The 20565-nt window shown below is 45.4% G+C and carries 13 protein-coding genes and 1 pseudogene; 7 read left to right on the forward strand and 7 right to left on the reverse strand.

Annotated features, from left to right (window positions below):
* Positions 1–7: 7 nt before the first annotated feature.
* A pseudogene (locus tag JMX92_RS13670) lies at positions 8–1266 on the reverse strand (MBL fold metallo-hydrolase).
* A gap of 228 nt (positions 1267–1494) precedes the next feature.
* Positions 1495–2400 carry a LysR family transcriptional regulator gene (locus JMX92_RS09110; RefSeq protein ID WP_201545301.1) on the reverse strand — a complete coding sequence of 302 codons (906 nt, stop codon included), beginning with the start codon at positions 2398–2400 and terminating at the stop codon, positions 1495–1497.
* Positions 2401–2672: 272 nt separating this feature from the next.
* Here JMX92_RS09110 and dld point away from each other — a divergent pair, with 272 nt between their 5' ends.
* The 6 genes from dld (at position 2673) to JMX92_RS09140 (ending at position 11874) form a co-directional block, all read left to right on the forward strand.
* Positions 2673–4385, forward strand: a complete 1713-nt coding sequence (gene dld / locus JMX92_RS09115; RefSeq protein ID WP_201545311.1) for a D-lactate dehydrogenase — start codon at positions 2673–2675, stop codon at positions 4383–4385.
* Between the two features lie 168 nt (positions 4386–4553).
* Complete coding sequence (locus JMX92_RS09120; RefSeq protein ID WP_011960345.1) at positions 4554–6224, forward strand: fatty acid--CoA ligase; 1671 nt, start codon at positions 4554–4556, stop codon at positions 6222–6224.
* 280 nt (positions 6225–6504) lie between these two features.
* On the forward strand, positions 6505–7716 hold the full coding sequence (locus tag JMX92_RS09125) for an enoyl-CoA hydratase/isomerase family protein (protein WP_227675327.1): 1212 nt from the start codon (positions 6505–6507) through the stop codon (positions 7714–7716).
* Between the two features lie 214 nt (positions 7717–7930).
* Complete coding sequence (locus tag JMX92_RS09130; RefSeq protein WP_201545304.1) at positions 7931–9139, forward strand: alanine racemase; 1209 nt, start codon at positions 7931–7933, stop codon at positions 9137–9139.
* Entirely contained in the window at positions 9127–10464 is a 1338-nt protein-coding gene (locus tag JMX92_RS09135) for a D-arabinono-1,4-lactone oxidase (protein WP_201545305.1), read from the forward strand. The genes JMX92_RS09130 and JMX92_RS09135 overlap by 13 nt, the downstream gene beginning before the upstream one ends.
* 201 nt (positions 10465–10665) lie before the next feature.
* A complete protein-coding gene (locus JMX92_RS09140; RefSeq protein ID WP_227675328.1) occupies positions 10666–11874 on the forward strand; it encodes a WG repeat-containing protein in 1209 nt (402 codons plus the stop codon).
* Positions 11875–12008: 134 nt separating this feature from the next.
* Here JMX92_RS09140 and JMX92_RS09145 read toward each other — a convergent pair whose 3' ends face one another.
* The 5 genes from JMX92_RS09145 to JMX92_RS09165 all read right to left on the reverse strand — a co-directional run bounded on the left by JMX92_RS09145 (position 12009) and on the right by JMX92_RS09165 (position 16966).
* Positions 12009–12638, reverse strand: a complete 630-nt coding sequence (locus JMX92_RS09145) for a glutathione S-transferase family protein (protein WP_201545307.1) — start codon at positions 12636–12638, stop codon at positions 12009–12011.
* Between the two features lie 26 nt (positions 12639–12664).
* Positions 12665–13342: a type 1 glutamine amidotransferase domain-containing protein gene (locus JMX92_RS09150; RefSeq protein WP_201545308.1), complete on the reverse strand. Its 678-nt coding sequence runs from the start codon at positions 13340–13342 to the stop codon at positions 12665–12667.
* Between the two features lie 58 nt (positions 13343–13400).
* The gene (locus tag JMX92_RS09155; RefSeq protein ID WP_201545309.1) at positions 13401–14465 is read right to left on the reverse strand and encodes an NADP-dependent oxidoreductase; all 1065 of its coding nucleotides are present in this window, start codon (positions 14463–14465) and stop codon (positions 13401–13403) included.
* Between the two features lie 235 nt (positions 14466–14700).
* A complete protein-coding gene (locus tag JMX92_RS09160) occupies positions 14701–15909 on the reverse strand; it encodes an iron-containing alcohol dehydrogenase (protein WP_155587132.1) in 1209 nt (402 codons plus the stop codon).
* A 466-nt stretch (positions 15910–16375) separates the two neighbouring features.
* On the reverse strand, positions 16376–16966 hold the full coding sequence (locus JMX92_RS09165; protein WP_011960356.1) for a TetR/AcrR family transcriptional regulator: 591 nt from the start codon (positions 16964–16966) through the stop codon (positions 16376–16378).
* 607 nt (positions 16967–17573) lie between these two features.
* On the opposite strand from JMX92_RS09165, the gene JMX92_RS09170 reads away from it, so the two are divergent.
* The gene (locus JMX92_RS09170) at positions 17574–20456 is read left to right on the forward strand and encodes an NAD-glutamate dehydrogenase domain-containing protein (RefSeq protein ID WP_227675329.1); all 2883 of its coding nucleotides are present in this window, start codon (positions 17574–17576) and stop codon (positions 20454–20456) included.
* Positions 20457–20565 lie beyond the last annotated feature (109 nt).

The raw sequence follows: 20565 nt of genomic DNA on the forward strand, positions 1-20565 counted from the left end.
ACCTCTACTATGAGGCTTTGTGCTCCCACCAAGGCGCGGTGGGTAGTGTGTCGAGGGTGAAGACTTGGCCGATACGGGGGGTGGCCACTTTGATTCTGTGTTTGGCAGGCTGAGTGCTGTTGTAATTATCGAAGGCAAGTTTGAGTCGTCGAACCGATTCACGCCAGTGATGCACGGATAAATCAAACTTGCCCCAATGGATTGGCAGCACGACTTTTGCCTGAACATCGATGCCAGCTTGCGCCGACTCTTCTGGCATCATATGAACGTTGCGCCAGCTCTGGTTATAAGCGCCATCTTCGATAAAGGCCACATCAAAGCCGCCAAAGCGCTCACCGATTCTGGCAAATTCTTCTGAGTAGCCGCCATCGCCACTAAAGTAGACGCTCAGCTGCTGAGACTGTACCGCCCAGCTCCCCATAGCGAGGTGTTTTGTCCGGTTAATCGGCGTCCGCTAAAATGCCTAGTGGGCGCAAAGGTGAGCGTAATCTCATCCTTAGATAAAGAGGCGCCGCCAGTGATGCTGGCACTCTCATACCAATCATATTCGCTGATATTGTCCGCCGCCACCCCCCAGCGTATCAGATGCGCTTTTACGCCAAGCGGCACATAAAAATGCCCCACTTTATGCGCCAGTTGTTTAATGGCTTTATGGTCTAAGTGATCGTAGTGGTCATGAGAGATAAGCACGCCATCGATAAAGGGCAGATCCTTTGCCTGCGGCGGGTGTGTCATCTTAAAGGGCTTGCCGCCAATGGGCAGCGGAGAGGCACGATGAAAAACTGGGTCGGTCATCAGCAGCTTACCTAAGATACGAAACAACACAGTTGAGTGCCCAAGCCAGACAAACTCGCCGTCCTTTAATGTAGTGTCTACGTGAGGATTGGTTACCGCTTTGGTTGTCGCTTTGGCTGTTTTTTGCTTTAAATTTAGAGGCACCGTCTCTATGGGATAGCTTGGATTTTTACTCTTAGGAGGAAATAAAAACTGCCACAATAAGCCACCAGATTGAGCGTTTTGTGTCTGTTTTTGAGCGATATAAGGTGCGATATCATTAAGCTTGCCAGCGATAACGGCGCTTGATACCGGCAAGTTAACAAAGGTCTTGCCATTAAAGTTGGGTGAGTTGGCGATTCGCTTGGCTGTATCACTGATTGGTTTGCCGCCAAATGTCGGGGCAAATTGCAAAAATAAGCCTATTAAAACAACGATGGCTAACATCAGGATAAATAACCATTTTAGGATAAGCAGAGCACTGTATAGCATAATGGGTTAATCCTTTGAGACACTAAACTTTGAGAGACTAAACTTTGAGAGGCTAAGTTAGATACAGCCTTACTGTGTTAAGCTTATCGTTTAGACAAAAAATGGTGTCATGGGTTTTAAGGCGTAGACAAGGTAGAAGTATAGCTGTCGATTATGGGTATAAAAATGCACAAAATAAGATAATTTGTGTCTTTTTATACCAAGTTTGTGAGGTGCTTACGGCTGGCATTAACAATAATAAGCCTGTTTTTGCCGCAAGGCTTCACCCAAATGATCAACCAACCGTTTTAGCTTTTGATCTGGCTGCCGAGCTTTGGGATAAACGGCGTACATGCCCATTTTTTTGCGGGTAAAGCGGCTTAAAATCTGAACCAGTGTCTGTCGCTTTAGTTCATCATATACTAGCGCTTGAGGTAAAAAGGCGATGCCTAAGTTAGCAAGTGCCGCTTGTTTGATAGCGCTTAAGTGATTGCTAAGAAAGCGGCCATTTATAGCCAGTAATTGCTCCGTGCCCTCGATATACAAAGGCCATGCGCTGCTATAACCATTATTAAATTTATACATCAAGCACTCATGGTGTATCAGATCATCAGGTGTCTTAGGGGTACCATGCTGCTTTAAGTACTCTGGGGCGGCACAGATTATCCATTGGCTGTCTATAAGGCGTCTGGCAATCAAGGATGAGTCCTCAAGTTTGGCGGTTCTGATTGCCAAATCAAATCCTTCTTCTATGAGATCTACCAGTCGATTGGTGATATTAAGCTCCACTGAGATGTCAGGATACTTTTTGCAAAAATCAGCAATAGCATCGCTCAATAATAAATTGGCGGAGACCACAGGCATGGTAATACGTATTAGCCCCTTCATATCTTCACCGTAACGGGTCACCGCATTTTGCGCTTCTTGAAAAGCTGACTGAGCAATTTTTGCTTTGTGATACAGCGTCCGTCCGGCATCAGTCAAGCTCAGCTTTCTGGTGGTTCTGTACAAGAGCTGCGTATTTAAACTCTCCTCAAGTCGAGCAATACGTTTGCTCACCACCGAGTTGGTTAAACCCAGTTTGTCAGCGGCTTTAGAAAATGAGCCGTCATCGACCACTTGGACGAATAACACCATATCATCAGCTTTGACCATATTTGTTCTCCAATGGGCGTAATAGACTGGTGATTATAGCAAAAAAGGAAAATAACCTTATCCGTTTTGGCAATATATCACTCCCTAAGTAGCCAGTAGAATGCTATAGAGCATTTTACTCTCGTCAGCTGCGACATTCAGAGACACGATATGCACCGGTGTCATTGTGAGGGCAGTACTTTATATTCTTAATTATCAAGGGCATTGATGTTATGAGCGATATTCAATCAGCAGGCAGTACGGATCATATTTTCCCCTCAAAGCGGGTGACTTTGGGTACACTGACGCCCGATCAAGTGCTGCAACAGCTCACCCAACTGTTGGGTGCGGCTAATATACAAGCAGATCCCACAAAAAACGAATACTACCGAATGGGATGGCGCTCTGGTGGCGGCAGTGCTTTGGCGGTATTGTTTCCGCAGACTTTGCTGCAGATTTGGCAAAGCTTAGAGGTCTGTGTGGCAGGCGACTGCATTATCATCATGCAAGCGGCCAAAACAGGTCTGACAGAAGGCTCAGCACCCAACGGCGAGGATTATGATCGACCGGTTATTGTTATTAATACACTGGCCTTAAATCAGCTGTATTTGGTCAATAATAACCAGCAGGTCATCAGCTTGCCAGGCGCCACATTGCATCAGTTACAAAAGCAGCTCAAGGCGGTCAATAGAGCGCCGCACTCAGTGATAGGATCATCGACTTTGGGCGCGACTATCGTGGGCGGCGTGTCGAATAATTCAGGTGGCGCTTTGGTAAAAAGAGGACCGGCTTACACTGAGCTGGCGTTATTTGCTCAAATCAATGAACAAGGTGAGCTGATATTGGTCAATCACTTAAATATCGATCTTGGGACGTCGCCAGAGCAAATCCTAACCAATCTACAAACCGGTAATTTTGATAAAACCAAGCTGTCAGATAATGGCAAAATGGCTTCGGACAAAGAGTATGTGGCCCGTGTCAAAGATGTCGATGCAGATACGCCAAGCCGCTTTAATGCAGACAAAAGAAGACTTTATGAGGCCAGTGGCTGCGCCGGCAAGCTGGCAGTTTTTGCAGTGCGCCTAGATACTTATCCAATAGCTGCCCAAGAAAAAACGTTTTATATCGGCAGCAATAGTATTGGTGAGCTTGCACAGTTAAGACGACAGATACTCTCAGGCTTTACCCACATTCCTGAAGTTGGCGAGTATATGCACCGTGATATCTTCGATGTCTCAACCAAATACGGCAAAGATACTTTTTTAAGTATTAAGCATTTAGGCACCGATACCTTGCCCAGATTGTTCTCCATCAAAGGCGCTATTGATGCGAAGCTGAACAAATGGTCTTGGATGCCAAAACATTTCACCGATAAAGTGATGCAGTTTATTGCCAATATTTTCCCCAACCATTTGCCCAAGCGAATGACGCAATATCGCAATAAGTACGAGCATCATCTTATCCTAAAAATGAGCGATGCAGGCATAATAGAGGCTCAGGTATTCTTGGAGAAGTTTTTTGCTGACTCGACAACCGGAGATTATTTTGAGTGCAGCGATGAGGAATCAGAAAGTGCGTTTTTACATCGTTTTGCCGCTGCTGGCGCCGCTTTAAGATATGAGGTGATACATCAAGAGGAGGTCGGCGATATATTGGCACTAGACATCGCCATTCCTCGTAATGAGTTAGCTTGGTTTGAAGCGCTACCAGAAGAGATTAATCAGCATTTGGAGAAGAAGCTGTATTACGGACATTTCTTTTGTTACGTGTTCCATCAAGACTATATCTTAAAAAAAGGCAGCGATGCTCAGCAGGTCAAACACCTCATGCTTGAGCTTTTAAACACCAGAGGGGCCAAATATCCTGCTGAGCATAATGTGGGTCACTTATATGAAGCAGAGCCTGATTTGCAAAACTTCTATCAGCGCTTAGATCCCACCAATAGCTTTAACCCTGGCATTGGAAAAATGTCAAAAACCAAGCGCAATTGTTCTTGCTGTTTGTAAATAGCGGCTAAAAATGTCTGATCCATAGGCGGCGCTCTTGGACAACAAACGCCAGTTGAATACAACGATACGCTAAATTATTGACTTGTTTTTTAGACATTTATAGAAATCGAACACTGAATGTATTACAGTAGGGGCATTAACGAAATACACTTAAAAGGAATTAGAATGATGAATCATTACAACGCCGCTGCCCATGCTTACCAATTTCCACTGACCATCAAGCAGTTATTAAACCGCTCAAAAGTCACTTCGCAAAATGAAGAAATTGTCTATGCGGATAAAAAACGCATGACCTATACGGAGCTGTTCTCACGTATCGGTAAGCTTGCCAATGTCCTAGACAGTCTTAATTTAGATAAAGGGGATGTGGTGGCGGTGATGGACTGGGACAGCCACCGCTTTTTGGAGTCTTACTTTGCCATTCCCATGTCGCAGTATGTGCTGCAGACCGTCAACATCCGCTTGTCTCCAGACAAAGTGCTGTACACCATTAACCATGCCAAGCCCAGAGTGCTGCTGCTAAACTCTGAGTTTGCGCCTATGGTAAAAGACTATCAGTTTGAGAACTCGTCGATTGAGCATATTATTTGGCTCGATGACAATGGGGTTAGTAGTGAGGGCGTGTTTGGTAATAACCAAGCACGGTTGTTAGGTGAGTATGAAGCGCTGCTTGCCGAGGCCAGTGATGAGTTTGAGTTTCAAGACTTTGATGAAAACACCATTGCCACCACCTTTTATACCTCAGGCACCACGGGCAATCCTAAAGGGGTGTTCTTTAGTCACCGTCAAATTGTACTGCATGCGTTAGCAGAAGCGGCAACCTTGGGTATATTGCCACAAAAGCAAGGGTTAGTGCTTGGTGATGTGTATATGCCGATGACACCCATGTTCCATGTGCTGGCATGGGGCTTTCCTTATACCGCAACCATGCTGGGCATGAAGCAGGTGTATCCGGGTCGTTATATGCCTGATGTGATGCTAAACTTAATTGAAACCGAGAAGGTGAGTATCACCCACTGCGTACCGACTATTTTGCAGATGTTACTGAAGCAAGCAGAAGCTGAAGGCAAGCGCTTTGATGGTCTAAAAATGATCATTGGCGGCTCACGCTTAACCGAAGGCTTGGCAAAAACAGCCCTGTCAGCCGGCATTGAGGTATATACCGGCTATGGCATGTCGGAGACGGCGCCACTGATTAGTTTGACTGAATTTAGATCAGATGATCCTGAGATGAGTCTAGAGGAAGAGGCGAAGCGACGTAGCCTAACCGGCAAGCCGGTCATAATGGTGGAGGCCAAAATTTGGGATGGTGATGGCAATGCGCTACCGCACGATGGTAAGCAAACCGGGGAGCTGGTACTGCGCGCGCCTTGGTTGACCCAGAGCTATTTCAAAAATGCCGATGCTGGCGTGGAGCTGTGGCAAGGCGGCTATATGCATACTCAAGATATCGCCTTTATGACTGAAGATGGTACCTTAAAGATTACCGACCGCTTAAAAGATGTGATTAAGTCGGGTGGTGAGTGGATATCGTCCTTGGAGATTGAGACCATTTTATCACTACACCCTGCTGTCGCAGACGTGGCCGTTATCGGTGTGCGCGATGAGAAATGGGGCGAGCGTCCACTGGCAGCGATTGTGTTAAAGCCAAACTGCCAGGATGTAACGGTTGAGGACATTAAAGCCATTGCCGAAAAAGCCGCCGAAAAAGGCATGATTCCAAAGTATGGCGTGCCTGAATACTACAAGATTGTTGATGAATTACCAAAGACTTCAGTGGGCAAACATGACAAAAAAGTCATGCGTGAGCTATATGTGGGTCAAACAACCATTTAAGTTAAGCAGATCATCAGGAAGCGCAATTCAATGATTGCTTCAATGAATGAGATATAAAAATAAAAGCCGTAGCCCTTATGCTGCGGCTTTTTGTGTAAATATCAATATGTTAGTATAGCCCCCTTATGAAAAATAGGTGTGATAATGGGCAAATGTCACACCCACTAATAAGGATAAAGCAAGCACAGGCATCAAGGCCATAAGCCGGTTAATTGTGCTTATGGTCATTGCTGTTATCTTTTTTATTTATAAAATTATTGAAACTGGGGCAAATATTGACATGCAATTTAATGATAAAAGTGAAGCAGCTCAGGGCATAATGGCTGCTGATAGCGAAGAAGTGGTATTTGAACGCATCCAAATTAAGCAAGGCCTAATCATCGGCTTGGTGCGCTTAAACCGTGAAAAATCGCTCAATGCGTTAAGCACTCACATGTGCAAGCTAATAAGCGCACAGCTGACACAGTGGGAGAAGCTTGATAATCTTGTGGCAGTGGTGATACGCGGGGCAGGCGAGCGCGCATTATGTGCCGGTGGCGATATCCGTCAGTTGTATCAAGCTCGCCAGCAGTGGGATAAAGAGGGCATTGCGCCGCCAGAGGCCATTGATTTTTTCGCCAGTGAGTATCATTTAGACACTCAAATGCATGAGTATCACAAGCCCATTATTATCTGGGGCAGCGGTATTGTGATGGGCGGCGGCATGGGGTTATTAAGCAGTAGCAGCCACCGCATTGTGACCGAGACCACCCGTGCGGCGATGCCAGAGGTGAATATCGGCCTGTTTCCTGATGCGACAGGCAGCTGGTTTTTACAACGATTTCCTGCCAAGACCGGTCTGTTTATGGGCTTGACCGGTGCGGACGCCAACGCCAATGACGCACTGCTGTGTAATTTGGCTGATTTTAAAATGAGCAGCCAACACTTTGATGCCATGCTGCAAAGCTTATGTGAGGCAGATTGGCGCGAGGCTTTGGGTCAACCCACTCTAAATAGCCTAAGCAGTAAGCTGCATCAAATCACGACCAAAACCCTCAGCGAGTTTAGCAAGCAATCTGTTAAAAGCGTCGAATTTGCACCAAGCAATATTGCTAAGTTTATGGTGCCGATACAGCGCTTAATGAGCTGTGGCGGTCTGGATAAAATTGATGCTATTTTGCAGTCGGACTCGGCCATTGAGCAGTTTTATCCAGAGTTTGCCAGCAGTGCCTGGTTTCAGGCGGCCGTGGGGAATTATCACTATGGTTGTCCGGTGACCAAAGCCATTACTTACGAGATGTATCAGCGCGCCCACAACTTGTCATTAACCGAAATTATGGCACTTGAAACCAATGTGGCGCTGCACTGCGTCAATTATCCTGACTTTAGTGAAGGGGTACGTGCTTTACTGATAGACAAAGACCGCAAGCCGCAGTGGAGTCGCAGCCTAGCTCAGTGTTTAGATATTGAAGGTCAAGCCTACATTCAACAACACTTTGAAGCGCTATCCTAGGTCTTTCAGCCTGACACGACATGATGTGTCATTTATGCCTATAAAAATTTTATACGAGACAACATATGAGCAAGGCAGGCTTCAGCGCTGCCTTGCTTTTTTTATGTTTTAACGCTTTGGCTAACATAATCTGTTAGTATAAAATGATAATATTCGGTGGTAGGCGATAAACCGAGCTGTGATTGTGATGAAGTTATTATACAGGAGAGCAAAAATGGACTTTGCCCAACTACCAGCACCGCCAAGGGTGAGTGCTTGGCTAGATATGGATGCACTCGATCATAATATTAAATTGGTCAATCAAAAGACCCAAGCGGTTAAGCTACGCATTGCGACTAAGTCAATTCGCTCTATGGATGTCTTGCGTTATATCCAAAAACACACCCCCCACTTTATTGGCCTTATGTCTTACAGCGCTGCTGAGTCTGTGTACCTGCTGCAAAATGGCTTTGATAATATCCTATGTGCTTATCCAACTTTAGACAGAGCAAGCATGGCAGAAGCCCTGAAATATAATCAGCAAGGGGCGACTATGATTTGGATGGCTGATCGCATTGAGCATTTGCATCTGCTAAATGAGATAGGCAAACAGCAGCAGCAATCCGTTGAGGTTTGCTTAGATATCAATATGTCTATGCCACTGCCTAAGCTATATTTTGGTACTAAGCGCTCCGCCTTGATGCGCAAAAGCGATGTCAAAACGCTTATAGAACAAGCAGGCTCTTTATCGCATATAACAATCACTGCAATGATGGGTTATGAGGCTCAAATTGCTGGACTGGCAGAGCATCTGCCGGGTAAGTCACTGATTACGCCGGCAATTAAGCTGTTAAAAAATAGCTCAAAAAGACAAGTCAGTCGCCGCCGAGCAAGTATGGTGCACTGGATTAATAAACAGGGGTATCCGCTTAAATTGGTCAATGGTGGCGGCAGTGGCAGTATGGACTTTACCTCAAGCCAGCCTGAAGTGACTGAGATTACGGTGGGTTCTGCGTATTATAAGCCGGCCTATTTTGATTATATGGACAGTATGCAGCAATTTAAGCCGGCGGCAGGCTTTGTGTTGCCAGTCACTCGTCAGCCTGAAAAGCGGGTCATTACTTGTCAAGGGGGCGGCTTTATTGCCTCAGGCGCTATCGGTACCGATAAGGTGCCTGTGGTGCATTATCCTCCAGGCTTAAGCTTACTGCCCGATGAAGGGTTTGGAGAGGTTCAAACCCCATTTGCGGTAGATGAGGCAGTAATCAAACAAGGCAATATGCCAACAATCGGAGAGGCCGTCTGGTGTCGCCATGCCAAAGCGGGCGAGCTGGCTGAGCATTTTAATGAGTTGGTGTGCTACCGTGGCAATAAGCCGCTAATCGTAGAAGGCGCTGCTCAAGTTATGACAACTTATCGAGGAGAGGGACTGTGTTTTCATTAAGACACTGGCAGGCAAGCCGTCAGTGGGAGAATTGGTCCGGCTATGTCACCGCTACGCCAGAACAAAAGCTCTCGCCAAGCTCAGTAGAAGCGCTGCAAGAGATCATCAAACAGGCACGTATACATAAAAAGCGGGTGCGGGTTACCGGCGCTGCACATTCTTTTAGCGGCTGCGCCAAACCTGAGGAGATTGCGGTTAGCCTGCATAATATGCGTGGCATAATCTCAGTAGACAAACCCAACAAACAGGTCACCTTGCACGCCGGCACTTACCTGCATGAGATTGGTCCGGCTTTGGCAAAGCATGGCTTGGCACTTGAGAATATGGGTGATGTGCAAGCACAAACTATCGCAGGTGCGGTCAGTACGGGTACTCACGGTACAGGTATTGGGCTTGGCTCATTGTCCAGTCAAGTGGTGGCGTGGGAGTGGGTAGATGGTCAAGGTCAGCGGCATACGCATCATCGAGGCGACCCGGATACCGATGAGCTGGGCAATGCGTTACATGTCAGCTTGGGCATGCTTGGCGTCTTTACCAAGCTTACCCTAAAAGTGGTCGATTTATATGGTCTAAAAGAGAGCAATGAGCCAATAGACTTTGAACAAGGATTGGCAGGGTTTCATGATACAGCACGTGCTCATAGACATATGGAGTGGTTTTTATTCCCAGGCACCAATAAGATACAGCAGAAGACCTTATCTGTTGTGGCACCACAGCCCATGCGCCGAGCACAAAAGCTCAAAGATTATTTTGAAAGTATCGTCATACTCAATGGTGCATTTTATCTGCTCTCTGAGTTGGCAAGAATGAACCCTAAGCTGACCAAAAAGGTCAGTGAAATATCAGCAAACTCTATACCCAATACCCACCGGCAAGGTTATAGCTATGAAGTGTTTCCGACACCGCGTGGGGTCAGGTTCAATGAGTCGGAATATTTTATTAAGCTGTCAGACTTTGATCAATGCATTACTGAGATTAACGACATCTTATTACAAGATGATAAGCACTCACACTTTCCTATCGAAGTACGCACTCATAAAGCAGAGATAGGGATGCTAAGCCCAACTCAGGGTGAGGACTGTGCGGTATTGTCTTTTCACGTCTATAAAGGCATGGACAGCGAGCCGTTATTTAATTGGCTCTATGACTATATGAAAAAATGGCAGGGCCGTCCGCATTGGGGCAAGATAAATAAATTAAGCAGTGATGAGCTGCAAGTATTATACCCGCAAATGAAGCGTTTTTTGCAAATCAGGCAGATATATGATCCAGATAATGTGTTTATGAACCGCTGGCTTGAGCAGAAGTTTTTTGGCATGGAATAACACATCAGTTCAAACAAATAGAGCTATGGTTGGTATCAAGCCATGATTAATATTAAAAATATTGATAATAAAAAGTAGGCGAAATAGGCTTGCTTTATTACTACTTGTTTGCAACAAATTATTATTTACATGGTATCTACGCCACATATCTGCTATTTTCTTAATCCTATAAACTCACAACCTCATGCATCATCTAAAGCTATGATAAAAATTGTTAACGGTGTAAAAAACCATTTTTCTTCTCAAACGGCGCAAGCCAATACTACAGCTATCAGTGCCACAAAAACCCATAACTGGCTAAAACTGAGCAGCCCTTGGCTTAAAGCCGCTGCACTGACTGCCACATTAGGCGCTATGAGTGTGCCAGCTTACGCCGCTTGTCAGGTGCCCAAAAGCTACTACTCCAATGTGTTTTGTACCTCAAGCAGCAATCACTTCTTGGCACTCAAAGACTCAGGCCAACCCGTAGCACTACTAGACAATAGGGGTAGGCGAGTTGCTGACTTGTCTCGCTACACCGGTGTCGATGTCAGCAAAATTAGTGAGGGCCTTATACCTGTGCAGCGTATGGGTAAGCTTGGTTATGTTAACTTAGCGGGCCGAGAAATCATCCCCGCGGTCTATGATGTCATCCGAGGTGACAGTCAAACCAGAGGCTGGGCTCGTGCTGCTAATGGCAACCGCATTGTGGTCAAAAAAGGGGGTATGTTTGGGGTAATTGATATTCGCAATACAGTGGTGTTACCGTTTTCGCCCAATTATGTCAGTATTAGTGACTTTTCTGGCAACCGAGCCAAGATTACGACCCGTGCCGGTACGCAGTGGATTGATGCATATGGTAAAGCCATTGCAGCGCCTGCATCTGCTGCGACTCAGAGTATAACGGCTCGTAATCCGTCAACACCTGTGGTCAAAACCACCACCAATATTAAAGCGCCGCTACCTAGCACTACGGCGCCGCGCACAACTGTGGCTACCAGCCAGTCAGCAATAGAGGCACTGAATGCGCTTCAGCGTCCAGAGGCCATCAACTCAGGCCCTGTGGTTGCTCGAATGTCATCGAGTGCATCATCGGGTCCGGAGATTTGGCAGCCTGAACAGCGCGATGGTAAATGGGGCTTCGTTAACTATAGCGGTGTGCCGATGATTACCTTCTCATTTAATCAGGTCACCCCGTTTTCTGAAGGGTTAGCAGGCGTACGTATGGGAGATAAGTGGGGATTTGTAAACCTGGCAGGTGAGTTGGTTATTCCTTTTAACTATACCGAGTCTACAGTTCAGCGTATTCGCGGTGCTAATTATAAAGGTGTCCAACCCTTTATGTTCACGGGTGGAAAAGCCTGGGTCGGCAATACAGCCAATGGCGCACAGATGTGTATTGATACCGAAGGTAAGTATGTTTCTTGTTAGAGACTTTAGCTTGGGTATAAAACTCACTGATTTGTAAAGATTTGGGTTTACCGCATAAAAAAACAGCCTCTTAGTCATAAGGAGCTGTTTTTTTATGGCCGGTGTCTTTATAAGCATTATGGTTTAACTAAAGCTTATTTTGACGCATCATACTGCGCTTCTAACTGCAAGGCACGCTGATAGCTGTCAATGTTAGATAGGCTATCTGCATAAGCTTTGATATGGGGGTAGTCATTCAATAAGCCGCGCTGTGCCAACATAATTAAGTCAAATGACAGCATAAAGTCGGCACCGGTTAGCTTATCAGATACGATAAAAGATTTACCTTCAAGCTCATCATTTAGATAGCTTAATAAACTATGCTTTTCTTTGGCGATATAGCCTGACAAAAACTCATTGTCAGTGATGCCTGCTTTATTAACAAATAATTCAAGCAATAAAGGCACCATGATTGAGCTTTCAGCAAAGTTCATCCACTGTAAATATTTGCCATATTCAGCACTTTGCGGCGCAGGACGCAACGTATCAGCAGCAAAGCGTTCAATTAATAGCTCCGTAATCGCCACAGACTCTGCAAGCACTTGGCCATCAAGCTCGATGACAGGTGATTTACCCAAGGGATGCACCTGCTTTAGGCTTTGTGGTGCAAGATGCGTGGTCGCGTCACGTTGATAGCTGACCACTTCATAGGGTTGACCCAACTCTTCTAATAGCCACAATATGCGCAGTGAGCGAGATTGATTGAGGTGATGTAATTTAATCATGATATTAGCCTTAGTAATAATGAGTCTTAAGCTTGTAGACGTTGAATAAGACGCTTGGCCGCATCTTCAGATGAGGCGGGGTTTTGACCGGTGATAAGTATGCCATCTTCGACCACGTAAGATTGCCAATCCGCACCTTTTTGGTAATGAGCACCATTTGCTTGTAGCGCATCTTCTAGTAAGAACGGCACCACATCAGTTAGGCCAACCGCTGCTTCTTCGGTGTTGCTAAAGCCGGTGACTTTTTTGTCTTTTACCAAGTATTCGCCATCGATTTTTACATTCTTTAAGGCAGCAGGTGCGTGGCAAACGAAGGCAACTGGCTTATCTAACTTAACAAATTCTTCGATAAGAGCGATTGAGGTGAGATCAACCGCTAAGTCCCACATGGGGCCATGACCGCCTGGGTAGAAGACGGCGTCATAATCCGCAGCATTGATATCAGCAAGCTTATGAGTCGTCGCTAAATGCGCTTGGGCTGCGCTATCTTGCTTAAAGCGATCGGTGTATTTAGTTTGAGCGTCGGGGGTATCACTGCTTGGGTCAAGCGGCGGTTGACCGCCGGCAGGTGAGGCCAAAGTAATCTCAGCGCCCGCATCTTTAAAGGCGTAATAAGGCGCGGCAAACTCTTCTAACCAAAAACCGGTTTTTTTACCCGTTTCTGCCAATTTATCATGTGAGGTAAGCACCATTAATATTTTCATCAGTTATCCTATAGCAAAGATCTGTTTTTAAAATTCGGTCATTTATTTATAAATTCAGTTATTTAGGGTCAGCGACTTTAACCACGGTTTTGCCGAAGTTATTGCCCTCTAACATATCCACGAAACCTTTTGGCGCATTTTGTAGGCCATCAACGATATGCTCTTTGGTTTTTACCTTGCCCTCAGAGACCCATTTGCCCATGGTTTGTAAGAACTGCGGGAAGCTATCACCATATTCTTCGAAGATAATAAAGCCTTTAACGGTTAGACGCTGTCTTAAGATGAGGCTCATGAGCTGGCTTAAGCGATCTTTGCCTTCAGGCAGCTCGGTCTCATTGTAATGAGCAGCAAGACCACACACAGGGATACGAGCGTGCGCATTCAGTAGAGGCAGTACCGCATCAAATACACGGCCACCCACGTTTTCATAATAAATATCAATGCCGTTAGGAGATGCGGCGGCTAGCTGCGCCTCGAAGTCATCGCTGCGGTGATCAAGACACACATCAAAGCCGAGCTCTTCAACGGCGTATTTACATTTATCCGCACCGCCTGCGACGCCCACTACTTTTAGGTTATGTAGTTTGCCCACTTGACCGACGGTCGCACCGACTGGACCGGTTGCTGCGCCTACTACTAAGGTCTCACCTGCTTTTGGCTTACCAATATCAGTTAATCCCATATAGCCGGTGAAGCCTGGCATACCCAGCACACCTAAGCCATAAGAAGGGTTGCTCATCTCTTGGGTTAATTTATATACGCCCTCACCAGTACTGATGCTATAGTCTTGCCAGCCGCCATAGGCAACCACAATATCGCCTTCGCTAAAGCCCTCAACGTTTGAGCTAACCACTTGCGATACGGTAGCACCAAGCATCACATCACCCACTTCTAGCGGGTCGGCATAGCTTTTGGCATCACTCATACGACCACGCATATAAGGGTCAAGCGATAAATAAAGGGTGCGTAATAACATTTCATTATCAGCTGCACGGGGTACGTCAGTTGTCGTTAATTCAAAATTATCGTCAATTGGCTTGCCATGAGGACGGCTGGCCAGTTTGATTTGACGGTTTAGGGTATCTGATTGGGCTGTATTAAATGGTGTATTATCAAAGCTCATAAGTGGAAATCCTTGGTGTATTTATGCAGTTTATTGTTATTAAGGGAGGTAGGCAGCAGCGGTTGTTGAAGCCAGATTATATTTAAGCCAAATCAATGGACTGCTATTTTTATTATTTGAAAATCTTTAGAGGTGGGGGCGCAGCCACCTATTTTATTGTAGAGTAGGGCGGCTGTGCCTATGTGGTGCTTTTGTACCTAATTTATGACTTAAGCTAAGTGGCTTTAAGTGGCAATTAAGCTTGGGCTGCACGCTGTAAAATACGGCGTGAAACTTCTAAATCATTGGTCTTATGCTCACCAAGCTTAGTCATACCATGTGCTTGTAACTGCTGAACAATAGGCTCAATGGCGCTTTCATCTAGGTTGGCATCAGCAAGGTTTACCGGTAAGCCTAAATCCTTAAAAAAGCGCTCAGTGTGCACAATGGCCTCTTCAATGATGGCGTCATCGTCTTTGGTAGTGTCACTGCTGATATGCCAGACATTGCGGGCATATTGTAAAAGCTTGTCTTTTTTGCTGTCTTTTAACTCACGCATCACTGAGGGCAACACTATGGTTAACGTGCGGGCATGATCGATGCTGTGTAGAGAGGTTAATTCGTGACCAATCATGTGTGTGGTCCAGTCTTGAGGTACGCCGGTACCAATTAGACCATTTAAGGCCATGGTTGCTGTCCACATGATGTTTTTGCGTACTTCCAGATCCTCTGGATTGGCTTTAACGGCTTGACCTTCACTGATTAATATTTTTAGCAAGCTTTCTGCAAAAGCATCTTGGACTTTAGCATTTACTGGATAAGTTAAATACTGCTCCATGACATGGACAAAGGCATCTGCCACGCCATTCATTACTTGACGTTCAGGCAAGGTTAAGGTCTTAGTAGGATCTAAAATTGAGAACTTCGGATAGGCCAATGGGTTACCAAAGGGTAGCTTGGCTTTACGTTCACTGTAATTAATCACGCCACCTGAATTCATCTCAGAACCTGTTGCTGGAATAGTCAATACCGCACCTAAGTCAACCGCTGAATCAATGTTTCTGGTATAGCTGGTGAGTGCTTCCCAAGCTTGGTCGCGCGACACGGTACCATCATCTTGTGTTAGGTGTGAGACCAGTGCCACAAATTTACTGCCATCAATGACGGAACCACCACCCACCGCTAGAATAAAGTCGATATGGTGCTCATTCACCATATCAGCGGCTTTCATCAAGGTGGTGAACTCAGGGTTTGGCTCAATACCACCAAATTCAAAAACTTCACGAGTACTGTCTGCTGTATTTAGGGCATCTTTTACTTCATCAAGTGTGCCAGTACGCTGTGCTGAACCGCCGCCATAAGTAATTAATACACGGGCATTGTTAGGTACTAGATTGGACAGCTCTTTAATTTGACCGTCACCAAAGACGATACGCACAGGGTTAAAGTATTGAAAGTTGTTCATAAAAATCCTTAAAGTAAAGGTAGGGGTAAAGACTAGGTTTGTTATCTGTGGCTATAATACGCTCTAATTAGACCGGTCGTCTAGTTAAATTACAAAACTACCTAACTTTTGTGGACGGTTTTTATAAACGAGTGAGAGGAGGGGATTACATTAGGACTAAACAAGGGAATCAAAGAGGGCGTTAAACAGATGAGTTAATGGTTAACAACATCATTTAAAACACAATGCTGCATCATTTGTGATAAATAAAAGTTGGGGGCATACCATATCCAAAGCGATAGCGCCAAAAATGATAGCCGATCTGCTAACGCTAGAGCCGGCTGCCACAGCCGCTGTGTCCACAGTGCACTGCGCTAAAAACGATGCACCGCACTAACAAATATACTAAGCTAAAAAACATACCAAGCTAAAAAACATACCAAGCTAAAAACTAAAATAAGCCAAGCGACATCTCAGCAAGCTTAGCTTAGCGCCCAAGCTCTGAGGTGGTCATCTGCCATACCTCAGATAATGGAATATTAGACTGACTGGTCTTGGCAATTAAGCTGGCCCCTAACCAAGCATAGTACCAGCGCTTGGCCAGACTCTCTGCTGCCACATTTTCGGTCTTAGGCACAGAGCCATCTTCCCAGCCAGCCTTAATCTGATCGCTAATCCAGCCAATGGTCTGCATATAACCGCCCGCTAAGGCTTCACGCATAGGGTCTGAGATATCGGCCACCTCACCACTTAATTTAACCACCAAGCATTTTTCGTGATCGCAGCCATTTTGCTGAGTGTCATACCAAAACTGAAAGTAGTTATACAGTTTTTGTTGTGCACTAATATCTTGGTTAGAAATGGCCTCAAGACGGCTTTTATAATGCTCAAAGTAGCCTTTAATAATGGCTTCACCAAACGCTTCTTTGGAGGCAAAATAATGATAAAAAGAGCCTTTGGGCACGCCAGCAGTATCTAAGATAAGCTTGATACCGACCGCAGTAAAGCCTTTATGAGCCAGCAGTTGATATCCAGTGGCCAACAAATGCGACTTAGTATCGCCTTTAGCGGCTTTCACAAAATCCGCTTCAATAGTAGGTAGTGTTGCTGCCTCAGTCTTATGGCGGACTGCGACGGTATCAGGGGTAGAAGAGCTCATAATTAGGTATCCGTTATACAGCCGCATCACCCTGTTTTGGTAGATTGCGACAAATGCTAAGTAGTAGGTTAAAGTCGGCTGAGTATAAAAATCGTTGGTATTTATATGGTGTTTATATGGTTTGTTAGTAATAGCTCGTCAGTATGAGTATTTATATGGTCGAAGCAAAAGTCGCCGAAAGCTTATATAGGATTTGTTAGGATAATCCAGATTGAATTCAAGACGAAACTACAAAGCCGATACGAGAATATAGACCAGTCGTCTAGAAAGTTACCATTTTAGCACATATTTACCTTATATTGGCCTCAATTACGGCTATGTATAGCAATAAAAATCAGATTACAAGAGCAGTTTGTTTAATAAAAGCCTACTAATAATTATGAATGAACAGGTAATGATGAAACATTGTTAAACCCTTTAGTCTCAAGCCTAGGAGGAGTAAAATCTAGCTTTAAAACAGACAAAAATCTAGTTTTAAATTTCGATAATAAACCAATAATTAAATAAGCTCTCAAAGGGATTTATAATGAAAAACACGCTTGCTTTAAGCGCTGAACGTCTTGAAAACATAAGTAATATTGCCACAAGCTATGTCAATAAAGATAAGGCTTTGGTAGACAACTTCATTTCGGTCTATTACCGCAGCTTAGCGGTCCGTACCGCTGATAAAGAGTCAGATGCTGACTTAGCCGGTATGGCGCTGCACCACTTTGTGCTATTAAAGTCTTATCAAAACAATCAGCCCGCCCTACGCCTATTCAATCCAAGTGTCGAAGAGCAGCATTTTCATAGTGGTCATACCGTGTTGCAATTGGTCGCGTATAACCGCCCATTTTTGGTCGATACCTTGACCATGTGTATTGAGGCACAAGGTCTAGATGTACACCGCATCCACAACACCATTATTGATGCCAAACGCAATGAGGCAGACGAGATTATTGCGGTAGAGGGTGTGCAAGACAGTGATACCCGCTACTTGTCATTGATTCACTGCGAAATCGAGCGTACAGACAGCAAGACCATGCAGTTATTAAGTGAGCGCATCTTAAACAAAATCGCCACTTTAGACACGGTGGTTGGCGATTGGCAGGCCATGCGCAATAAGCTTAGCGAAATTAAGCAAGAGCTTGATAATACGCCTGTGCCTGAGGTGTATAGCAGCGCAGATGAAATTAAAGCTTTTTTGCAGTGGATTGCTGATGATAATTTTATCTTCTTAGGCTTTAGAGAGTATCGCTTAGAGGGCAATGCCGACAGCCTTGAGCTAGCCAATGACGCCGACTTAGATGCGGAGCATTTAGACGCAGGCAAGACCATTAACCTTATTTCTGTAGGCAACAGTGGTCTGGGCTTATTAAACGGGGTTTCTGAAGACACACCGTCCAGAAGTTTTGCGCAGCTACCAGACAGTCTAAAAGTGCTAATGACCATGCCGCGCGTGGTGTTACTGTCAAAATCAAGTCAATTGTCACCCATTCATCGTCCCGTATATATGGACTTTTTGGGCATTCATAAATACGATGCGCAAGGTCGCCTAATTGGCGAGTACCGCTTTATTGGCTTATTGACCTCTCAGGCATATCAGCTAAGCGTGCAGCAAATTCCGTTACTGCGCGAAAAAGCCAATAAAATTATGGAGCAAGCCGACTTTCCAAAAAATGGCTACAACTATCATAAATACATGCACATCATCAACAGCTTGCCACGCGATGACTTGTTCCAAGCCAATATTGATGAGCTGTATCCCATCGTCTCTGGTATTGCGCAGCTAAAAGACAAAAAGCGTCTGCGCCTATTTACCCGTGTCGATCACTATCAGCGCTTCGTGTCGTGCCTGGTCTATATCCCTCGTGATAAGTTTAATACTAGCTTACGTCTTAAGATGCAGCAAGCGTTAGTAGATGCCTTTAATGGCATTTCCTCTGGCTTTACCACCGAGTTCGATGAGTCATATCATGCCCGCGTCCATGTGCATGTGCGTACCGAGCCTGGTCAAATCAATACGGTCGATTTACAGCAGCTAGAAGATGAGCTCAATGGCCTGATGGAGGACTGGAGCGATCAGTATCAGCAAGTTATGGTCGCCGCTTTGGGTGAGCAAAAAGCCAATAGCCTGTTAAAGCGCTATTTAAATACCATTCCTGCCGCTTACAAAGAGCGCTTTGATGTCCGTACCGGCGTGACTGATACCAAGCGTCTGGCCAGCCTAAGCGACAGCAATCCTATGATATGGAAGCTGTATCAATCTACTGGTGATGAAAGCAATCAGCTGCATCTAAAGCTCTATGGCTTAAATCAGCCCACCATTTTATCCAACATCTTACCGATTTTAGAAAACTTTGGGGTGCTGGTGGTCTCAGCACAGACCTACGAGTTTGATTTGCCTGAGCAGTCAATGTGGCTGCAAGAGTACGAGCTGACCATACGTAATGCTAAGACCATTGATTTGGCAGTGGTGCGTGAGCAGTTCGAGGACAGCCTAGCGCAAATTTGGGCGGGCCGTGTTGAGAGTGACTCACTAAATGAGCTGGTGTTGGCCACCCGCTTGGGTACATTTGAAGTCGTGGTACTGCGGGCATTAATGCGCTATATCCTACAAGCCAAAGCGCCATTCTCAAGTCAGTATATTCAGCAAACCTTAGTAAAAAATGGCGATATCGCAGTTATGATTGCCGACTTGTTCGATGCGCGTATGAATCCGGACTATAGCGAGGAGGTACGAGTCAGTAAAACTCAAGCGTGCCAAGAGCAGCTAAAAGCGGCGCTGGCTAAAGTAGATAGCCTAGATGAAGATAGAATCTTGCATTGGTACTTGGACTTAATCAATGCCATGCTACGCACCAACTTCTATCAGCGTGATAGCGAGGGTAATCGTAAAGACCGCTTGTCCTTTAAATTTGCGGCCAGTGATATCCCCAATCTGCCTAAGCCCAAACCGATGTTTGAGATCTTTGTGTACTCCCCACGTGTGGAAGCCATTCACTTACGCGGCGGAAAAGTGGCGCGTGGTGGTCTTCGCTGGTCAGACCGTATGGAGGATTTCCGTACCGAAGTGTTAGGCTTGGTTAAAGCACAAATGGTCAAGAACGCAGTGATTGTGCCAGTAGGCTCAAAAGGCGGCTTTATCGTGAAGCAAAAAAGCCCCGCTGATGGCCGAGAAGCGTTCCAAAAAGAAGGTATTGAGTGTTATCAGACCTTCTTACGCGGTATGCTGGATGTGACTGACAACTTAGTCGATGGCAATGTGGTGCATCCAGACAATACAGTGCGTCACGATGAGGATGATCCATATCTGGTTGTGGCAGCTGATAAAGGTACCGCCAGCTTCTCAGACATCGCCAATGGCGTGGCTGCTGAATATGGGTTTTGGCTCGATGATGCCTTCGCCTCATGTCAATTTCAGAAATAAATGTCAAATTTCAGAAATAAACGTCACTACCCACCGACTAAGCCCTGCTGAAAACTATAACCATAATTTTAAAAAGAGGAAAATATGGGTAAGTTTTTTGAGGCTAAAA

This window comes from Psychrobacter sp. H7-1, assembly GCF_904846585.1.
Classification (GTDB): Bacteria; Pseudomonadota; Gammaproteobacteria; order Pseudomonadales; family Moraxellaceae; genus Psychrobacter; species Psychrobacter raelei.